Origin of the sequence: Janthinobacterium rivuli (assembly GCF_009208735.1) — a bacterium.
Classification (GTDB): Bacteria; Pseudomonadota; Gammaproteobacteria; order Burkholderiales; family Burkholderiaceae_D; genus Janthinobacterium.
This window is the reverse complement of sequence record NZ_WFLJ01000002.1, coordinates 130,563-144,695: the sequence shown is the minus strand read 5'-3', so window position 1 is coordinate 144,695 and position 14,133 is coordinate 130,563. Positions and strand designations below refer to the sequence as shown.

Below are 14,133 nucleotides of genomic sequence, written 5' to 3'. Positions count from 1 at the left end.
CATGGCAAATATCGCCTGCAGGCAGCTGCACAAGACGTATGACGAGAAGACGGCCGTGCTGCAGCCGTTCGACCTGGACATCGATGACGGCGAATTCATCGTCCTGCTGGGGCCATCGGGCTGCGGCAAGTCGACCCTGCTGCGCATGATCGCGGGCCTGGAAGACATCAGCGGCGGCGAGCTGCTGATCGGCGGCGCCGTCGTCAACGATTTGCCGCCCCGCGCGCGCAACGTGGCGATGGTGTTCCAGAACTACGCGCTGTATCCGCACATGACGGTGTACGACAATATCGCCTTCGGCCTGCGCCGCCTGAAAGTGCCGAACGACGAGATCGAGCGCCGCGTGCGCGAGGTGGCGGCCATCCTCAGCCTGGACAGCCTGCTCGATCGCAAGCCGCGCGCCATGTCGGGCGGCCAGCAGCAGCGCACGGCGATTGCGCGCGCCATGATCAAGACGCCGCAAGTGTTTCTGTTCGACGAGCCGCTGTCGAACCTCGACGCCAAGCTGCGCGCGCAGCTGCGCGCCGACATCAAGCGCTTGCACCGGCGCCTGCGCACCACCACCCTGTACGTCACGCACGACCAGCTGGAAGCGATGACCCTGGCCGACCGCGTGGTGCTGATGAAGGGCGGACATATCGAGCAGATCGGCACGCCGGCGGACCTGTACAACCATCCGCGCACGCTGTTCGCGGCAGGCTTCATCGGCACGCCGGCCATGAACTTCATCGATGGCGTCGTCGAAAAGGAAGGCGGGCAAACGGTGCTCGTGTGCGCCGGCTACCGCTGGCCATTGATTTCGCCCCGCTTCGCCGCGCTGCCGGCGGGCATGCGCGTGGTCTTCGGCCTGCGCCCGAATCACTTGCGCGCGGCGCCAGCGCAGGCACGAACGCAGGAGCCGGCGGGCACGCATGGCCTGGCGTGCGCGATCGACCTGGTCGAGCTGCTGGGCGCCGAAGCGCTGATCAGCTTTCAGTGCGGCGCCTTGACCTTGTCGGCCCTGCTGCCGGCGAATGCGGCCAACAGCGCGGCGCAGGTAGGGCAGACCCTGGCGCTGGCTTTCGACGAGGAACACATGCATCTGTTCGACGCCGACAGCGGGCTGGCGGTGGCCGCGGGCTGAAGTCGTTAAAATAGGGGACCGAGACCGTGCAAGGGAACTGCCGTGACGCCTGACCTGGAACTGATCCACAAACCGATCCATGAATCGTTTCGCGCGTGGGCGCACGGCTTTCCGCACACCGTGGCAAAATGGCATTTTCATCCCGAGTACGAACTGCACTTCATCATCACGTCGAGCGGCAAATTCTTCATCGGCGACCATATCGGCAGTTACGGAGCGGGCAATCTGATCCTGACGGGGCCGAACCTGCCGCACAACTGGGTCAGCGAACTGCCGGAAGGCGTGGTCCTGCCCGAGCGCGACCTGGTGCTGCAGTTTTCCAGCGACTTCATCGAACGTTGCGCGCTGCTGTTCCCGGAAATGGCGCCACTGAAAGCGCTGCTGGCCGAGGCGGGCAGGGGCTTGCAATTTCCCGATGCGCTGGGCCTGCGCCTGGTGCCGCTGATGAAGGAGTTGACGACGGCGCAGGGCTTGCGCCGGGTCGAGCTGTTTACGCGCCTGTTCGGCGAGCTGTGCGACTGCCGCGAGCGGCGCCCGCTGGCCAGCGTCACCTACCTGGCGCAGGCGGGGCGCTACATGTCCTCGACCATCAACCTGGTGCTGGCCTATATCAAGCAGAACATCACGCTCGATTTCTGCGAGCAGGACGTGGCCGACGTGGCGGAGATGAACACCCTGAAATTCACGCGTTTCTTCCGCAAGCACACGGGCACCTCGTTCATTCAATACGTCAACCAGGAGCGCATCGCGCTGGCTTGCGAGCTGCTGATGAACACGGACATGAAGGTCACCGACATCTGCTACCGCACGGGATTCAACAACCTCTCCAATTTCAACCGCCAGTTTTTGGCGCACAAGCAGATGTCGCCGTCGAAATTCCGCTCCTGCCTGCTGATGAACATGCCCGAGCCGTCCGGCGACGGCCATTCTTAACTTTCTTTTGGAATCAAATGACTTATCTCGGTATCGATATCGGCACTTCCGAAGTCAAGGCCATCCTCACCGATGACGCCCAGGCCATCCTGGCCAGCGCCGGCGTGACCCTGCGCGTCTCCAGTCCCCATCCCGGCTGGTCGGAACAGAATCCCGAGGACTGGTGGCATGCCACCCTGGACGTCATCGCCGCCATCCGCGCCGCGCAGCCGGTGGCGTTTTCCGGCTTGCGCGGCATCGCGCTGTCGGGCCAGATGCATGGCGCCACCCTGCTCGACAAGCAGCAGCACGTGCTGCGCGCCGCCATCCTGTGGAACGACACGCGCGCGTTTGCCGAATGCGTGGAACTGGAAGCGCTGGTGCCCGAGTCGCGCGCCATCACGGGCAACCAGGCCATGCCCGGCTTCACGGCGCCCAAGCTGCTGTGGCTGCAAAAATACGAGCCGCCGCTGTTCCGCGCCACGGCCAAGGTCTTGCTGCCCAAGGATTACGTGGCCCTGCGCCTGACGGGCGAGTATGTGTCCGACATGTCCGACGCTTCCGGCACCCTGTGGCTGGACGTGGCCAAACGCGACTGGTCCGAGCGCATGCTGGCCGCCACCGGCCTCTCGCGCGAGCACATGCCGCGTCTGGTCGAAGGCAGCGCTAGCGCCGCGCAGGTGCGATCCTCGCTGTGCCAGGAATGGGGCATCGCGCACACGGTGCTGCTGGCCGGCGGCGCGGGCGACAACGCGGCCGCCGCCGTGGGCCTGGGCGTGGTGGAGCCGGGCGCCGGCTTGCTGTCGCTGGGCACGTCCGGCGTGCTGTTCGCCGGCAGCGACGGCTTCGCGCCGAATCCGGGCCAGGGCGTGCACGCGTTTTGCCATTGCCTGCCCGAGCGCTGGCACCAGATGAGCGTGATCCTCAGCGCCGCGTCCAGCCTCAGCTGGGTGGCGCGGCTGACGCAGTCGTCCGACATCGGCGAACTGGTGAACCTGGCCGAACGCGTCGAGGCGCGCTCGGCACCCGTCTTCCTGCCGTATTTGAGCGGCGAACGCACGCCGCACAACGATGCGTCCGCGCGCGGCGTGTTTTTCGGCCTGTCGACGGAACATGGGCGCGCGGAACTGGCCTACAGCGTGATGGAAGGCGTGGCCTTTGCCATGGCCGACGGCAATGCGGCTCTGCGCAGCGCTGGCACGCGACTGGAAGAGGCGTCGTTCGTGGGCGGCGGTTCGCGCAGCCGTTTCTGGGCCCAGCTGTGCGCGAATGCCTCCGGTCTGAACGTGCTGCGCCACGACCACGGCGTGGCCGGCGGCACCCTGGGCGCGGCGCGCCTGGCGCAGATGGCGGTGACGGGCTTGCCGCCCGCGCAGGTGTGCACGCGCCCGGCCGTGCAGGAAACGGTGGCGCCGCAGGCGTGCGCCGTGCTCGACGAGCGCCTGGCGCGCTACCGGCGGCTGTATCCGCTGCTGCGCGCGGAGTTCGCGGGAGCGGCCGCGGCGCGCTGAGGCCGCTGGCAAGATTGCCCGCCTGACCATCCTGCGGGCGCGGCAATATGGCCAGACAGTCAACCTTCCCGTGTAATTTGTTGTTTCTATGTTGAAAGTGTTTCTTTAGCGAAAGCGCCGCTTGGTTTTTCACGGGGCGCGCCGCATGATTTCCTTATTTGGTGAGAATTGGATAGATTCGGCGGCGCCTTTGTTGCCATCCTGTTCTTGCCGTCGGGAGAAACACATGCAACTTGCGAATCTGAAAATCTCCGTCCGCCTGGGTCTGTTGGGCGCCTTCTTCTTTCTTGCGCTGGTGTTCGTTGGCGTGCGCGGCTGGAGCGCGCTCGACGCGGCCAGCGCGCGCAGCGCGGACGCCATGCAGCGCTCCGTGGCCCTGACGGAAGCGGTGGACGCGGCGCGCAGCGCGCAGGTGGAATTCAAGATCCAGGTGCAGGAATGGAAAAACATCCTGCTGCGCGGCGGCGATGCGGCCGCCTTCCAGCGCTACCGCGAGGCCTTCGTCACCAGTGGCGCGCAGACGCGCAAGGAATTGAAAAGCCTGCAGGCGATGATGGGCGCATTAAAACTCGACACGGCGCCCGTGGAGCAGGCGCTGCAGGCGCACGACGCGCTGGGCGTGAGCTACCTGGCGGCTTTGCAAAAGTATGACGGCGCGCGCGCCGACAGCGCCCAGACCGTCGATGCGCTGGTCAAGGGCATGGACCGCGAGCCGACGCGCCAGATCGACGCCATCGTCGCCGTCATCGGCAAGCAGTCGCACAGTCTGATGGCGCAGATGAAGGAGCAGGATGCGGCTGCGCACCGCAGCGCCAGCATCGCCATGCTGGCCACCGTGCTGGTGACCCTGGTCATCGGCAGCGTCACCGTGTGGTGGCTGATCCGCAGCATCACCGTGCCGCTGGGCGCGGCCGTCGGCATCGCCCAGCAGGTGGCGGCGGGCGACTTGCGCGCCGTCGTGGCCGACGGCAGCCGCGATGAAATCGGCGACCTGCTGCGCGCCTTGAAGGCGATGAGCGGCAACCTGGCCGCCATCGTGGGCCGCGTGCGCGCCGGCACGGACGCCATCGCCACGGCGTCGAGCGAAATTGCCAGCGGCAATATGGACCTGTCTTCGCGCACGGAAGAGCAGGCCAGCTCACTGGAAGAGACGGCCGCCTCGATGATCGAGCTGACGTCCACCGTGCGGCAGAATAACGACAACGCCGACCAGGCGCGCCAGCTGGCCGGCGGCGCGTCCGACGTGGCGCAGCGCGGTGGCGAGGCCGTGGCGCAGGTGGTGCAGACCATGAGCCATATCAATGCCTCGTCGAAGCGCATCGTCGACATCATCGCCGTCATCGACGGCATCGCTTTCCAGACGAATATCCTGGCCCTGAATGCGGCCGTGGAAGCGGCGCGCGCGGGCGAGCAGGGACGCGGTTTCGCCGTCGTGGCGACGGAAGTGCGCAGCCTGGCGCACCGCTCGGCAGCGGCGGCCATGGAAATCAAGCAACTGATCGGCGAATCCGTGCGCACGGTGGAAGAGGGCAGCGTGCTGGCCGGCCAGGCGGGGCGCACGATGGATGACGTGGTGAGCAGCGTGCAGCGCGTCAACGCCATCATCGGCGAGATCGCCGTGGCCAGCGTGGAGCAGCGCGACGGCATCGAGCAGATCAGCATCGCCATCAGCCAGATGGATGGCGTGACGCAGCAGAACGCGGCGCTGGTGGAGCAGGCCGCCGCCGCCGCGGATGCGCTGCAGCAGCAGGCGGCCAGCCTGGCCGACGCCGTCAGCATCTTCAAGCTGCACGGGACGCCCGGCGTGGCCGTACCGGCGGGCGGCGCCCCGGCGCGGAAGCTGTCGCTGGCCTGACGCGGGCGTGCCGCCGTGCCGCTTGACGCCAGTCAAGCGGCGCCCCATCAGGCAACTATCGCGCCGAAATTCTTATACTATTTCCTTTCCGCATGGTTCTGCGCCCGGCCGCATGGCGCGCGTTGCAAAGGAAAAGCATGTCTTCCATCTCTTGCCTGCCGGGTGACGCATGACGGCGCTGCTGCTGGCCCTGTGCCTGACCCTGGCCGTGATGCTGAGCGTGCTGCTGGCCTGCCAGTGGCAGGCGGCGCGCACGTGGCGCCTGCGCCATGCGACGGGCGTGGTGCTGCAGGCGGCGCAGGCGCGGCGCATGGCCGATGCGCTGGCGCTGCTGCATGCCTTGCCGGCGGCCGTGATCGGCACGGACCACGACGGCGTGGTGCGCTACCTGAATCCCCGCGCCAGCGCCATGGGCGGACGGCTGGGCGACGATGGACTGGGCCAGCCCGTGACGCAGCTGCTGCCGCTGTTCCATGACGGTACGCCCGTCGATGCGGCGCGCCAGGTGCGCGATTGCGTGGCGCGGCAGGAAGTGCTGGAGGTGGTGCGCGGCGCCGTGCTGCTGCGCCATCTCGATGGCAAACGCATCGACGTGCAATACAGCTGCGCGCCGCTGGCGCAGGGCGGCGCGGTGCTGCTGCTGCACGATGTGTCGGCGCGCCGGCGCGCCGAGCAGCAACTGGAATTCATCGCCCACCACGACGGCTTGACGGGGTTGCCGAACCGCCTGCATTTCCAGATCCGCTTCGAGCACGGCATCGCCTATGCGCGCCGCCACCAGGCGTTGCTGGCGGTGCTGTTCGTCGACATCGACCGCTTCAAATCCATCAACGACAGCCTGGGGCACGACGTGGGCGACCAGGTGCTGACGGAGTTCGCGCGCCGGGTGCAGCAGTGCGTGCGCAAGGTCGACACGGTGGCGCGCCAGGGCGGCGACGAGTTCATCATCCTGCTGACGGAATTGCGCACGGCGCACGATGCGGAGCGGGTGGCCGAGAAAATCGTCGGCGCCATCGCCGCGCCCTTCGTCATCGGCGAATACAGCCTGTCGGTGGCGGCCAGCGTGGGCGTGGCCCTGTACCCGGACGACGACGACGACGTCAATGCGCTGATCGAGAAGGCCGACCTGGCCATGTACGCGGCCAAGCGCCACGCGCCGGGCACCTGTTTGCGCTACGCGCCGCGCATGCAGACGCAATCGTATTCGCGCACCATCCTCGAGACGGCCCTGCGCCACGCGCTCGAACGCGACGAGTTCGCCCTGTTCTACCAGCCGCGCATGGACTTGAAGACGCGCACGATCACGGGCGTGAAGGCGCTGCTGCGCTGGAAGCACCCGGAACTGGGCCTGATGATGCCGCTCGACTTCTTGCCGGTGCTGGAGGAAAGCGCCCTGATCCTGCCGGTGGGGGCCTGGGTGATGGCCACGGCGGTGGAACAGGCGCGCAGCTGGATCGCGCAGGGGCAGATGCTGACCGTGTCCGTCAGCCTGTCGGCACGCCAGTTCTACCAGCGCGATATCGCGCGCAATGTCGCCGCCGCGCTGGAGGCGGCCGGCGTGCCCGGGCATTGCATCGAGCTGGAAATCGCCGCCGGCATCCTGATCGACCGCAACCAGAACTGCGAGCTGATATTGCGCCAGTTCCGCCAGCTGGGCATGGCGATCGCCATCAGCGATTTCGGCACGGGCGACGCTTCGCTCAATTACCTGAAACGCTTTCCCACGGATGCCGTGAAGATCGAAAAGTGCTTCGTCGACGACGTGGGCAAGCCAGGCAACGACGGCGCTATGGTGCGCGCCATCGTGGCGATGGCGCGCACGCTCGGACTGCGCACCATCGCCGGCGGCGTGGAAAGCGGCGAGCAGCTGGAACTGCTGGCCGAGATGGGCTGCGACGAGGCGTTTGGCTATTTTCTCGGCCGCGCCATGGCGCCCGAGGGCATCGAGGCGCTGCTCAAGTCGCCTAGCCCGGCCTGACGGACAGCGCCGCCAGCAGCACGGCAGCCAGCACGGCAGCGCCGCCGGTAACGCGCGCCAGGCGCATGGCCTGGTGCGGCGCATACGGCAGCAGCCAGATCAGCAGCAAGCCGCAGCCCGTCAGGCTGCCGACCCAGTAGACGAGGCCATAGCCGCCGCCGGCGATGTGCATGGCCCAGGCCAGGCCGGCCGCCAGCGCCAGCCAGCCAGCCCACTGCAGGCGGCGGCGCAGCGACGCGGGCGGCTCGGCGCCGCGTCCGTGCAGGTCGGCGTAGTGGCGGTCCATCGCCAGGCACAGCGACGACAGGCCCGCGTAGCACAGGGCTAAGACGAGGAAGTTGGCTAACAGCTCCATCATGCGGCCTCCATCGTCGTTGCCGGCTTGGCGGCGGGTGTGGTTTTGGCCGCCTTCATGGGCAGCGGTTTCAGCTTGAACGCCGCATACGCGAGGCCCAGGCCCAGCACCAGTACCACCAGGTCGAAGGCGGCCACCGCCACGGGGCCGCGGCCCAGGAACAGGGTCACGCCCAGGTGCGAACTGGTGGTGAAGACGTTCAGCACGGGCAGCGACGCCAGCAGGAAGGCGCCGGCGGCCAGCTGCATGCGCCACATGGCGCGCGAGGGGCGCAGCTGGGCGATGATGGCGGCCAGGGCCCAGGCGCCGAAGAAGCAGGCGATTTCCTCCTTCGAGCGCTCTTCCATCGCCACCGGCAGCAGGCGGTTGGCCCAGAAGTAGGCGCCGAAGGCGATCGGCATGCCGGCGATGGCGCCGATGTTGAGCGCTTCCACCAGGCGCAGGCCGAAGCTGGCGCGCTTGCCGGCGGCCAGCGCCTTGGCCTGCTTCTGGCGCGTCTTGACGGCCCACAGCAGGGCGCCCGTGGCGACCATGGCGCAGCCGGCCAGGCCTGACAGGAAGAACAGGGCGCGCAGCAGCGGTCCGCCGAAATGCGCGACGTGCAGGCCAACCATCACGCCGTGCGTGGCGGCCGCGCCGGGCTGCGTGTCGCCATCGGTGGCCAGCAACTTGCCGGACACGCCATCGAACTCCATCGACGGCTGCTTCGACGACATGTCGCGTCCCCCGGCGCGCGTCAGCGAAATGGTGGCGTTGGCGTCGCCCGGGTGGTTCACGGAGATGCGCTCGACCTTGCCGCCCCAGTGCTGTTCCGCCTGGCGCACGAGGGGCGCGAACGGCGTCAGGGGCGCGGCCACGCCGGCCGGCTTGCTGTCGCCCGAACGGCCGGGAAACGCTTCGGCGAAGAAGGCGTCCTGATCGCCCTTGTAGGCGGCCGTGGCGCCGGACGGCATGTACAGGAACATCAGGGTGACCAGTCCCGTGTAGGTGATCATGATGTGATAGGGCAGGGCCAGCACGGCCGTCACGTTGTGCGCGTCGAGCCACGAGCGCTGGCCCTTTTTCGGCCGGAAGGTAAACAGGTCCTTGAAGATGCGCTTGTGCGTGACGATGCCGCTGATGATGGCAACGAACATGAACATGGCGCAGAAACCCACGATCCAGCGGGCCCAGATGGCCGACATGTAGTGCAGGTCGAAGTGCAGGCGGTAGAGGAATTCGCCGCCGCGCGTCTCGCGCGGCTTGGACAGCACCTCGCCCGTGGCCGGATCGGCTTTTTCGCTATGAAAATTGCCGCGCCGTCCGCGTTTCTTTTCACCCGGTTGCGATGGCTTGCTCCAGCCCAGTTGCGTGGCGGGACTGCGCTCGCCGGGCAGGCTGATGAACCAGCGCGTGGCGCCTTGGGCGCGTTCCTGCATCGCCTGCTGCGCCACCTTGGCCGCTTCCTCGGTGCTCACCTGGCTGGCGGCGGCGCCATGCAATTCGGGCTGCATCCACAAGGTGATTTCATTGCGGTAGTAGCTGGCCGTGCCGGCGCAAAACACCAGCAGCAAGATCCAGCAGACGAGCAGGCCGGACCAGGTGTGCAGCCATGCCATCGACTGGCGGAAACCTTCTTTCATGCGAGACTCCAGGATAGTGCATCCATCCACTGCAGGATGGCGGCGATGACGGCGGCCGGAATCAGGAGACCCAGCCAGGCGCGCAGGGCGCTGCGCGTGGCGAAGACCCACATCACGGCGCAGGTGTAGATGGCAAACGACAGCAGGGTGGCTGTCATGACGGCTTCGGCACGGGCCATGGGCAAGCTCACCGACAGCAGCATGGTGAGCAGCGCGGCCAGCACGTAGCCGCCGACGATGGCCGCCACGCTGCGCGACGCCACGCCGAGGCGGTACACGGCGCCGGCGGACAGGCGCAGGCGCGCAGGTTTTTCAATCGTTTCGTTGGTGGCTGGCGCTTGCATGGTCAGTCGTGATCCTTGCTCGGTGGCTGGGCCGGGCCGGCCGGCAGCGGCGTCACGCCGTGCGGCTGCACCAGGCTCAGGGTGGTCACGAACATGGCCTTGTCATACGCTTGCGTGCCGCGCTGGCCGGCCGTCTTGTCCGTGTGCTGCACTTCCAGCACATAGGTGCCCTTCCATGGCAGCGGGAAGCTGACCAGGCCTTGCGCATCGCTCCACGCTTCCTTGCCCCAGCCCGATTGCACCACAGCGTTGACCTTGGCTTGCGCCAGCGGCTTGCCCTGGTAGCTGACCTGGAACTGGCCCGGTTGACCGGTCGGTACCAGGTCCAGGGTCAGCGCGGGCGCCTGCGCCTTGCCGTCGGCGACCAGGCGCGCGGCGGGAATCCACACGGTGCGCGTGCTCTTGCCATCCTTCTTCTCTTCCCACGACGGGTAGTTGTCTTCCTCGACGATGATGCTTTCGCCGGCGCCCGCCTTGCCATTCAGGATGAACGCGCCGGCTGTCTTGCTTGCCTGCAGCGGCTGCGCGCCCTTGGCCGATATCCACGTCACGTTCCTGATGCTGAACTTGTCGAGCAGGCCGGGCGACGCTTCGCGCAGGTTGTCGCCGAATTCGCCGAAGTACACGCTGGCGGCCTTGCCGTCCTGCTGCAGCCAGATCTGGTGCGCGCTGGCGCTGCCGCAGGCGAGGGTCGCGCCCAGCAGGGCGGCGGCGAGGGCGCCGAGGCGCGCGATGGAAGTGAGGTGCATGGTGTATGCCTTAGTTTGTGGTGAGAAACGTGGTTATCGCAGCGGTGCAAGTTACCGGAAAGTGGCGGCGCCAGGGCCGGCCAGCGAACATGCTTGCGCCATGAAACGACCTTTTTCGTTATTGACAGGGGAAGGCTTGCTTGGCGGGGATGCCTGGCTGGCGCAGCGTGTCATTCAGCTGCGCACCAGCCATGCCGTCCTGGCCGGTCGATGGCAGGCGGGACATGCGGGATGCGGATTCCGCATGGAATCCAAATGTGAATGAGAACTATTCTTATTATAGTGCGGGGTTGCGAGACATGCAAGAGTGCGGTGGCATTGCTGCAACCGGCTTAAGCGGTTTACCGTACCGTGGCAGCCGTACAACGCTTTGCCGCTGGCCCGGCATGCGTTAACATGGGGAGTTAATAGGGAGGCAACATGACTATACAAATCATCAATACGGCGCCGATTGCCGGCCAGCGGCCAGGCACGTCGGGCCTGCGCAAGAAAGTGGGCGTGTTCAGCCAGCCGCAGTACCTGGAAAATTTCGTGCAGAGCGTTTTTGACACGCTCGGCGACTGCCATGGCCAGACCCTGGTGCTGGGCGGCGACGGCCGCTTTTACAACCGCGCGGCGATCCAGACGGTGCTGCGCATGGCGGCCGCGCATGGCTACGCGCGCGTGCTGCTGGGGCAGGGCGGCATCCTGTCGACGCCGGCCGTCAGCTGCGTCATCCGCAAGCATGGCGCCAGCGGCGGCCTCATCTTGTCGGCCAGCCATAATCCGGGTGGCCCCGATGGCGATTTCGGCATCAAGTACAACATCGCCAATGGCGGCCCGGCGCCCGAGAAGGTCACCGAAGCCATCTACGCCCGCACGCAAGCCATTACCGAATACCGCATCAGCGACGCTGCCGACATCGACCTCGATGCGCTGGGATTGGTGCGCATCGAGCAGATGACGGTCGAGGTGATCGACCCGGTCCTCGATTACGCGGAACTGATGCAGCAGCTGTTCGATTTCGACGCCATCCGCGCCCTGTTCGCGGGCGGCTTGCGCCTCTGCTTTGACGGCATGCACGCCGTCTCCGGCCCGTATGCGACGGCCATCCTGGAAGACATGCTGGGCGCGACCAAGGGCAGCGTCATCAACGGCGTGCCCCTGGAAGACTTCGGCGGCGGCCATCCCGACCCGAATCCCGTCAACGCGCAGGAATTGATCGCCATCATGGCGGCCGGCGATGGCCCCGACTTCGGCGCCGCCTCGGACGGCGACGGCGACCGCAACATGATCGTCGGCCGGCGCTTCGACGTTACGCCGTCGGACAGCCTGGCGATTCTGGCCGCGAATGCCAGCGTGGCGCCAGGCTACCGCGCCGGCTTGAAGGGCATCGCCCGCTCCATGCCGACGTCGGGCGCGGCCGACCGCGTCGCCAGCGCGCTGGGCATCCCGTGCTACGAGACGCCGACGGGCTGGAAGTTCTTCGGCACCCTGCTCGACGCGGACATGGCGACGCTGTGCGGCGAAGAGAGCTACGGCACGGGCTCGAACCACGTGCGCGAAAAGGATGGCCTGTGGGCCGTGCTGTTCTGGCTCAACCTGCTGGCAGCGAAAAAACAATCGGTGGAAGACATCGTGCGCGCACACTGGGCCACGTATGGCCGCAATTACTATTCGCGCCACGATTACGAAGACATCGACAGCGCCGGCGCGCAGCAGCTGATGGAAGCCGTGCGCGGCCGGCTGGCCGCCCTGCCGGGCCAGGTGTTCGATGGCTATACGGTGGCGCTGGCCGACGATTTCAGCTACACGGACCCCGTCGACGGTTCCGTGGCGACGCAGCAGGGCATCCGCATCGTCATGAAGGATGGCGCGCGCATCGTGCTGCGCCTGTCCGGCACGGGCACCGAAGGCGCCACCCTGCGCCTGTACCTGGAGCGCGACGAGGCTGACGCCGCGCAGCACGGCATGCCGACCCAGGAGGCGCTGGCGCCACTGATCGCCATCGCCGAACAGGTGGCGCAGATCCGCGAGCGCACGGGGCGCGACGCGCCGACCGTGACGACGTAAAAAAAGGGCGCCCGAGGGCGCCCTTCTTCATTGCGGCGGATTAAACCGGCATCATGCTTTTGCCGGGATGGCCGCCTGGCGGTAGTTGTCGACCATCTTGTAGCGCTTCGCATACAGGCCGAAAGCCAGCATGGCGACGGCGGCGAAGGCGGCGAAGAAGAACATCTGGAAGGCCGTCACGCTGATGCCGCTTTCGGCGATCTTGCCGATCACGCCTTCGTTCATGACGCTGCGGTTGACGATCAGCACCCACAGGTTGCCCACCGTGGTCGACAGATTCCAGAAGCTCATGATGGCGCCCTTCATCGAGACGGGCGCCTGGCTGTACGCAAACTCCAGTCCTGTCGCCGAGACCAGCACTTCGCCAAACGTCAGCAGGGCGTACGGCAGGATCTGCCACATGATGGAGACGGCGTTGCCGCTGTCGAGGGCCAGTTGCAGCAAGCCGATGACGATCCAGGCCAGCGAGGAAAAGCCGATGCCGGCCGTCATGCGGCGCAAGGCCGTCGCTTCCAGGCCGAAGCGGTTGAGCATTGGGTACAGCACCAGGTTGTTGAACGGGATCAAGAGCATCACCAGCATCGGGTTCAGCGCCTGCATCTGCGCCGGCAGGAACCAGCTTGGTTTTTCCATGGTGTTCGCCTGCACGATCCACGTCGAGGCCTTCTGGTCGAACAGCGAGAAGAAGGGCGTGACGAGGGCGAAGATGACGAGGATGCGCAACACGGCGCGCACGCCTTCGACGGCTTCGTCCGGGTGGATGCCGCGTGCGCGTTCCAGCTGCATGGCCGTGCCGATGCTGCCGAAGGCCAGCAGCAGGACCAGCGCCGTACACGCGGAAATCACGAAGCCCCATTCGGGAATGCTGTAGAACGCATACAGGGCACCGATCACGCCGACATACGCCACGTACAGGCCGGGACGCGAACCGCCATCGACGCGCGCCAGCAGGGCCGTGCGGGCCACGCGGGTGAACGAATCGGGATTCGGCGGCGCCGGCGGCACGTGCACGTATTTCTTGGCGCCCATCCAGAAGACGATGGTGGCGGCCAGCATCATCAGGCCGGGGATGCCGAAGGCGATCGACGGACCGAAGTCGCGCAGGAACATCGGCATCAGCAGCGAGGCGAAGAAGGAGCCGAAGTTAATGATCCAGTAGAACAGGTCGAACACCAGCTTGGCCTTGTGCTTGTTGGTCTGGTCGAACTGGTCGCCGACGAACGAGGCGACGAGGGGCTTGATGCCGCCGGAACCGAAGGCGATCAGGAACAGGCCGAAATAGAAGCCGTTGACGCTGTTTTCAAACAGGGCCAGGCAGGCATGGCCGGCGCAATACACGAGGCTGAGCCAGAAGATGGTGTTGTACTTGCCAAAGAAGCGGTCGGCCAGCCAGCCGCCCAGCAGCGGGAAGAAGTACACGCCGATGACGAAGGTGTGGAAGACGTGCTTGGCTTCGCCCGTGCGCTGGTCGATCGGGATCATCAGCAGCAGGGTGCTGATGAGGAATGGCGTCAGGATGTTGCGCATGCCATAGAAGCTGAAGCGTTCGCAGCCTTCGTTGGCGATGATGTACGGTATTTGCCGGGGCATCTTGCCCGTGGCGGTTTGTGTCTCGGCCGATGACATTGGCTC

Annotated in this window: 10 protein-coding genes and 1 pseudogene; 6 read left to right on the top strand and 5 right to left on the bottom strand. The window is 66.5% G+C overall.

Features of this window, described 5'->3' with window-relative positions:
* Nucleotide 1: 1 nt before the first annotated feature.
* The 5 genes and pseudogenes from GCN78_RS03220 to GCN78_RS03200 form a co-directional block, all read left to right on the top strand.
* Nucleotides 2-1,102: pseudogene (locus GCN78_RS03220) on the top strand (ABC transporter ATP-binding protein); the annotation flags it as partial.
* 63 nt (nt 1,103-1,165) lie between these two features.
* Complete coding sequence (locus tag GCN78_RS03215) at nt 1,166-2,056, top strand: AraC family transcriptional regulator (RefSeq protein ID WP_152250393.1); 891 nt, start codon at nt 1,166-1,168, stop codon at nt 2,054-2,056.
* Between the two features lie 17 nt (nt 2,057-2,073).
* Complete coding sequence (gene xylB / locus GCN78_RS03210) at nt 2,074-3,546, top strand: xylulokinase (protein WP_152250392.1); 1,473 nt, start codon at nt 2,074-2,076, stop codon at nt 3,544-3,546.
* Between the two features lie 226 nt (nt 3,547-3,772).
* Nucleotides 3,773-5,401, top strand: a complete 1,629-nt coding sequence (locus GCN78_RS03205) for a methyl-accepting chemotaxis protein (RefSeq protein ID WP_152250391.1) — start codon at nt 3,773-3,775, stop codon at nt 5,399-5,401.
* Nucleotides 5,402-5,570: 169 nt separating this feature from the next.
* Nucleotides 5,571-7,379 (top strand): putative bifunctional diguanylate cyclase/phosphodiesterase, encoded by a 1,809-nt coding sequence (locus GCN78_RS03200; protein WP_152250390.1) that lies wholly within the window; start codon nt 5,571-5,573, stop codon nt 7,377-7,379.
* On the opposite strand, the gene GCN78_RS03195 is transcribed toward GCN78_RS03200, so the two are convergent.
* From GCN78_RS03195 to GCN78_RS03180, 4 genes are read right to left on the bottom strand one after another with little or no spacing between them, the layout of a single operon-like run.
* Nucleotides 7,366-7,737 (bottom strand): DUF3325 domain-containing protein, encoded by a 372-nt coding sequence (locus tag GCN78_RS03195; RefSeq protein WP_152250389.1) that lies wholly within the window; start codon nt 7,735-7,737, stop codon nt 7,366-7,368. The genes GCN78_RS03200 and GCN78_RS03195 overlap by 14 nt on opposite strands.
* Entirely contained in the window at nt 7,734-9,356 is a 1,623-nt protein-coding gene (locus GCN78_RS03190) for a PepSY-associated TM helix domain-containing protein (RefSeq protein WP_152250388.1), read from the bottom strand. The genes GCN78_RS03195 and GCN78_RS03190 overlap by 4 nt, the downstream gene beginning before the upstream one ends.
* Nucleotides 9,353-9,700: a DUF3649 domain-containing protein gene (locus GCN78_RS03185; RefSeq protein ID WP_152250387.1), complete on the bottom strand. Its 348-nt coding sequence runs from the start codon at nt 9,698-9,700 to the stop codon at nt 9,353-9,355. The genes GCN78_RS03190 and GCN78_RS03185 overlap by 4 nt, the downstream gene beginning before the upstream one ends.
* A gap of 2 nt (nt 9,701-9,702) precedes the next feature.
* Nucleotides 9,703-10,449 carry a DUF4198 domain-containing protein gene (locus GCN78_RS03180; protein WP_152250386.1) on the bottom strand — a complete coding sequence of 249 codons (747 nt, stop codon included), beginning with the start codon at nt 10,447-10,449 and terminating at the stop codon, nt 9,703-9,705.
* Nucleotides 10,450-10,869: 420 nt separating this feature from the next.
* Between GCN78_RS03180 and GCN78_RS03175 the strand changes: the two genes are divergently transcribed.
* Nucleotides 10,870-12,501 (top strand): alpha-D-glucose phosphate-specific phosphoglucomutase, encoded by a 1,632-nt coding sequence (locus GCN78_RS03175; RefSeq protein WP_152250385.1) that lies wholly within the window; start codon nt 10,870-10,872, stop codon nt 12,499-12,501.
* 51 nt (nt 12,502-12,552) lie between these two features.
* Here GCN78_RS03175 and GCN78_RS03170 read toward each other — a convergent pair whose 3' ends face one another.
* Nucleotides 12,553-14,127 (bottom strand): POT-type proton-dependent oligopeptide transporter, encoded by a 1,575-nt coding sequence (locus GCN78_RS03170; protein ID WP_152250384.1) that lies wholly within the window; start codon nt 14,125-14,127, stop codon nt 12,553-12,555.
* Nucleotides 14,128-14,133: the final 6 nt, after the last annotated feature.

Coding starts and splice junctions, on each gene's coding strand:
- GCN78_RS03200 (WP_152250390.1), top strand. CDS start 5,571: ATGACGGCGCTGCTGCTGGCCCTGTGCCTGACCCTGGCCGTGATGCTG.
- GCN78_RS03205 (WP_152250391.1), top strand. CDS start 3,773: ATGCAACTTGCGAATCTGAAAATCTCCGTCCGCCTGGGTCTGTTGGGC.
- GCN78_RS03185 (WP_152250387.1), bottom strand. CDS start 9,700: ATGCAAGCGCCAGCCACCAACGAAACGATTGAAAAACCTGCGCGCCTG.
- GCN78_RS03175 (WP_152250385.1), top strand. CDS start 10,870: ATGACTATACAAATCATCAATACGGCGCCGATTGCCGGCCAGCGGCCA.
- GCN78_RS03180 (WP_152250386.1), bottom strand. CDS start 10,449: ATGCACCTCACTTCCATCGCGCGCCTCGGCGCCCTCGCCGCCGCCCTG.
- GCN78_RS03195 (WP_152250389.1), bottom strand. CDS start 7,737: ATGATGGAGCTGTTAGCCAACTTCCTCGTCTTAGCCCTGTGCTACGCG.
- xylB (WP_152250392.1), top strand. CDS start 2,074: ATGACTTATCTCGGTATCGATATCGGCACTTCCGAAGTCAAGGCCATC.
- GCN78_RS03190 (WP_152250388.1), bottom strand. CDS start 9,356: ATGAAAGAAGGTTTCCGCCAGTCGATGGCATGGCTGCACACCTGGTCC.
- GCN78_RS03170 (WP_152250384.1), bottom strand. CDS start 14,127: ATGTCATCGGCCGAGACACAAACCGCCACGGGCAAGATGCCCCGGCAA.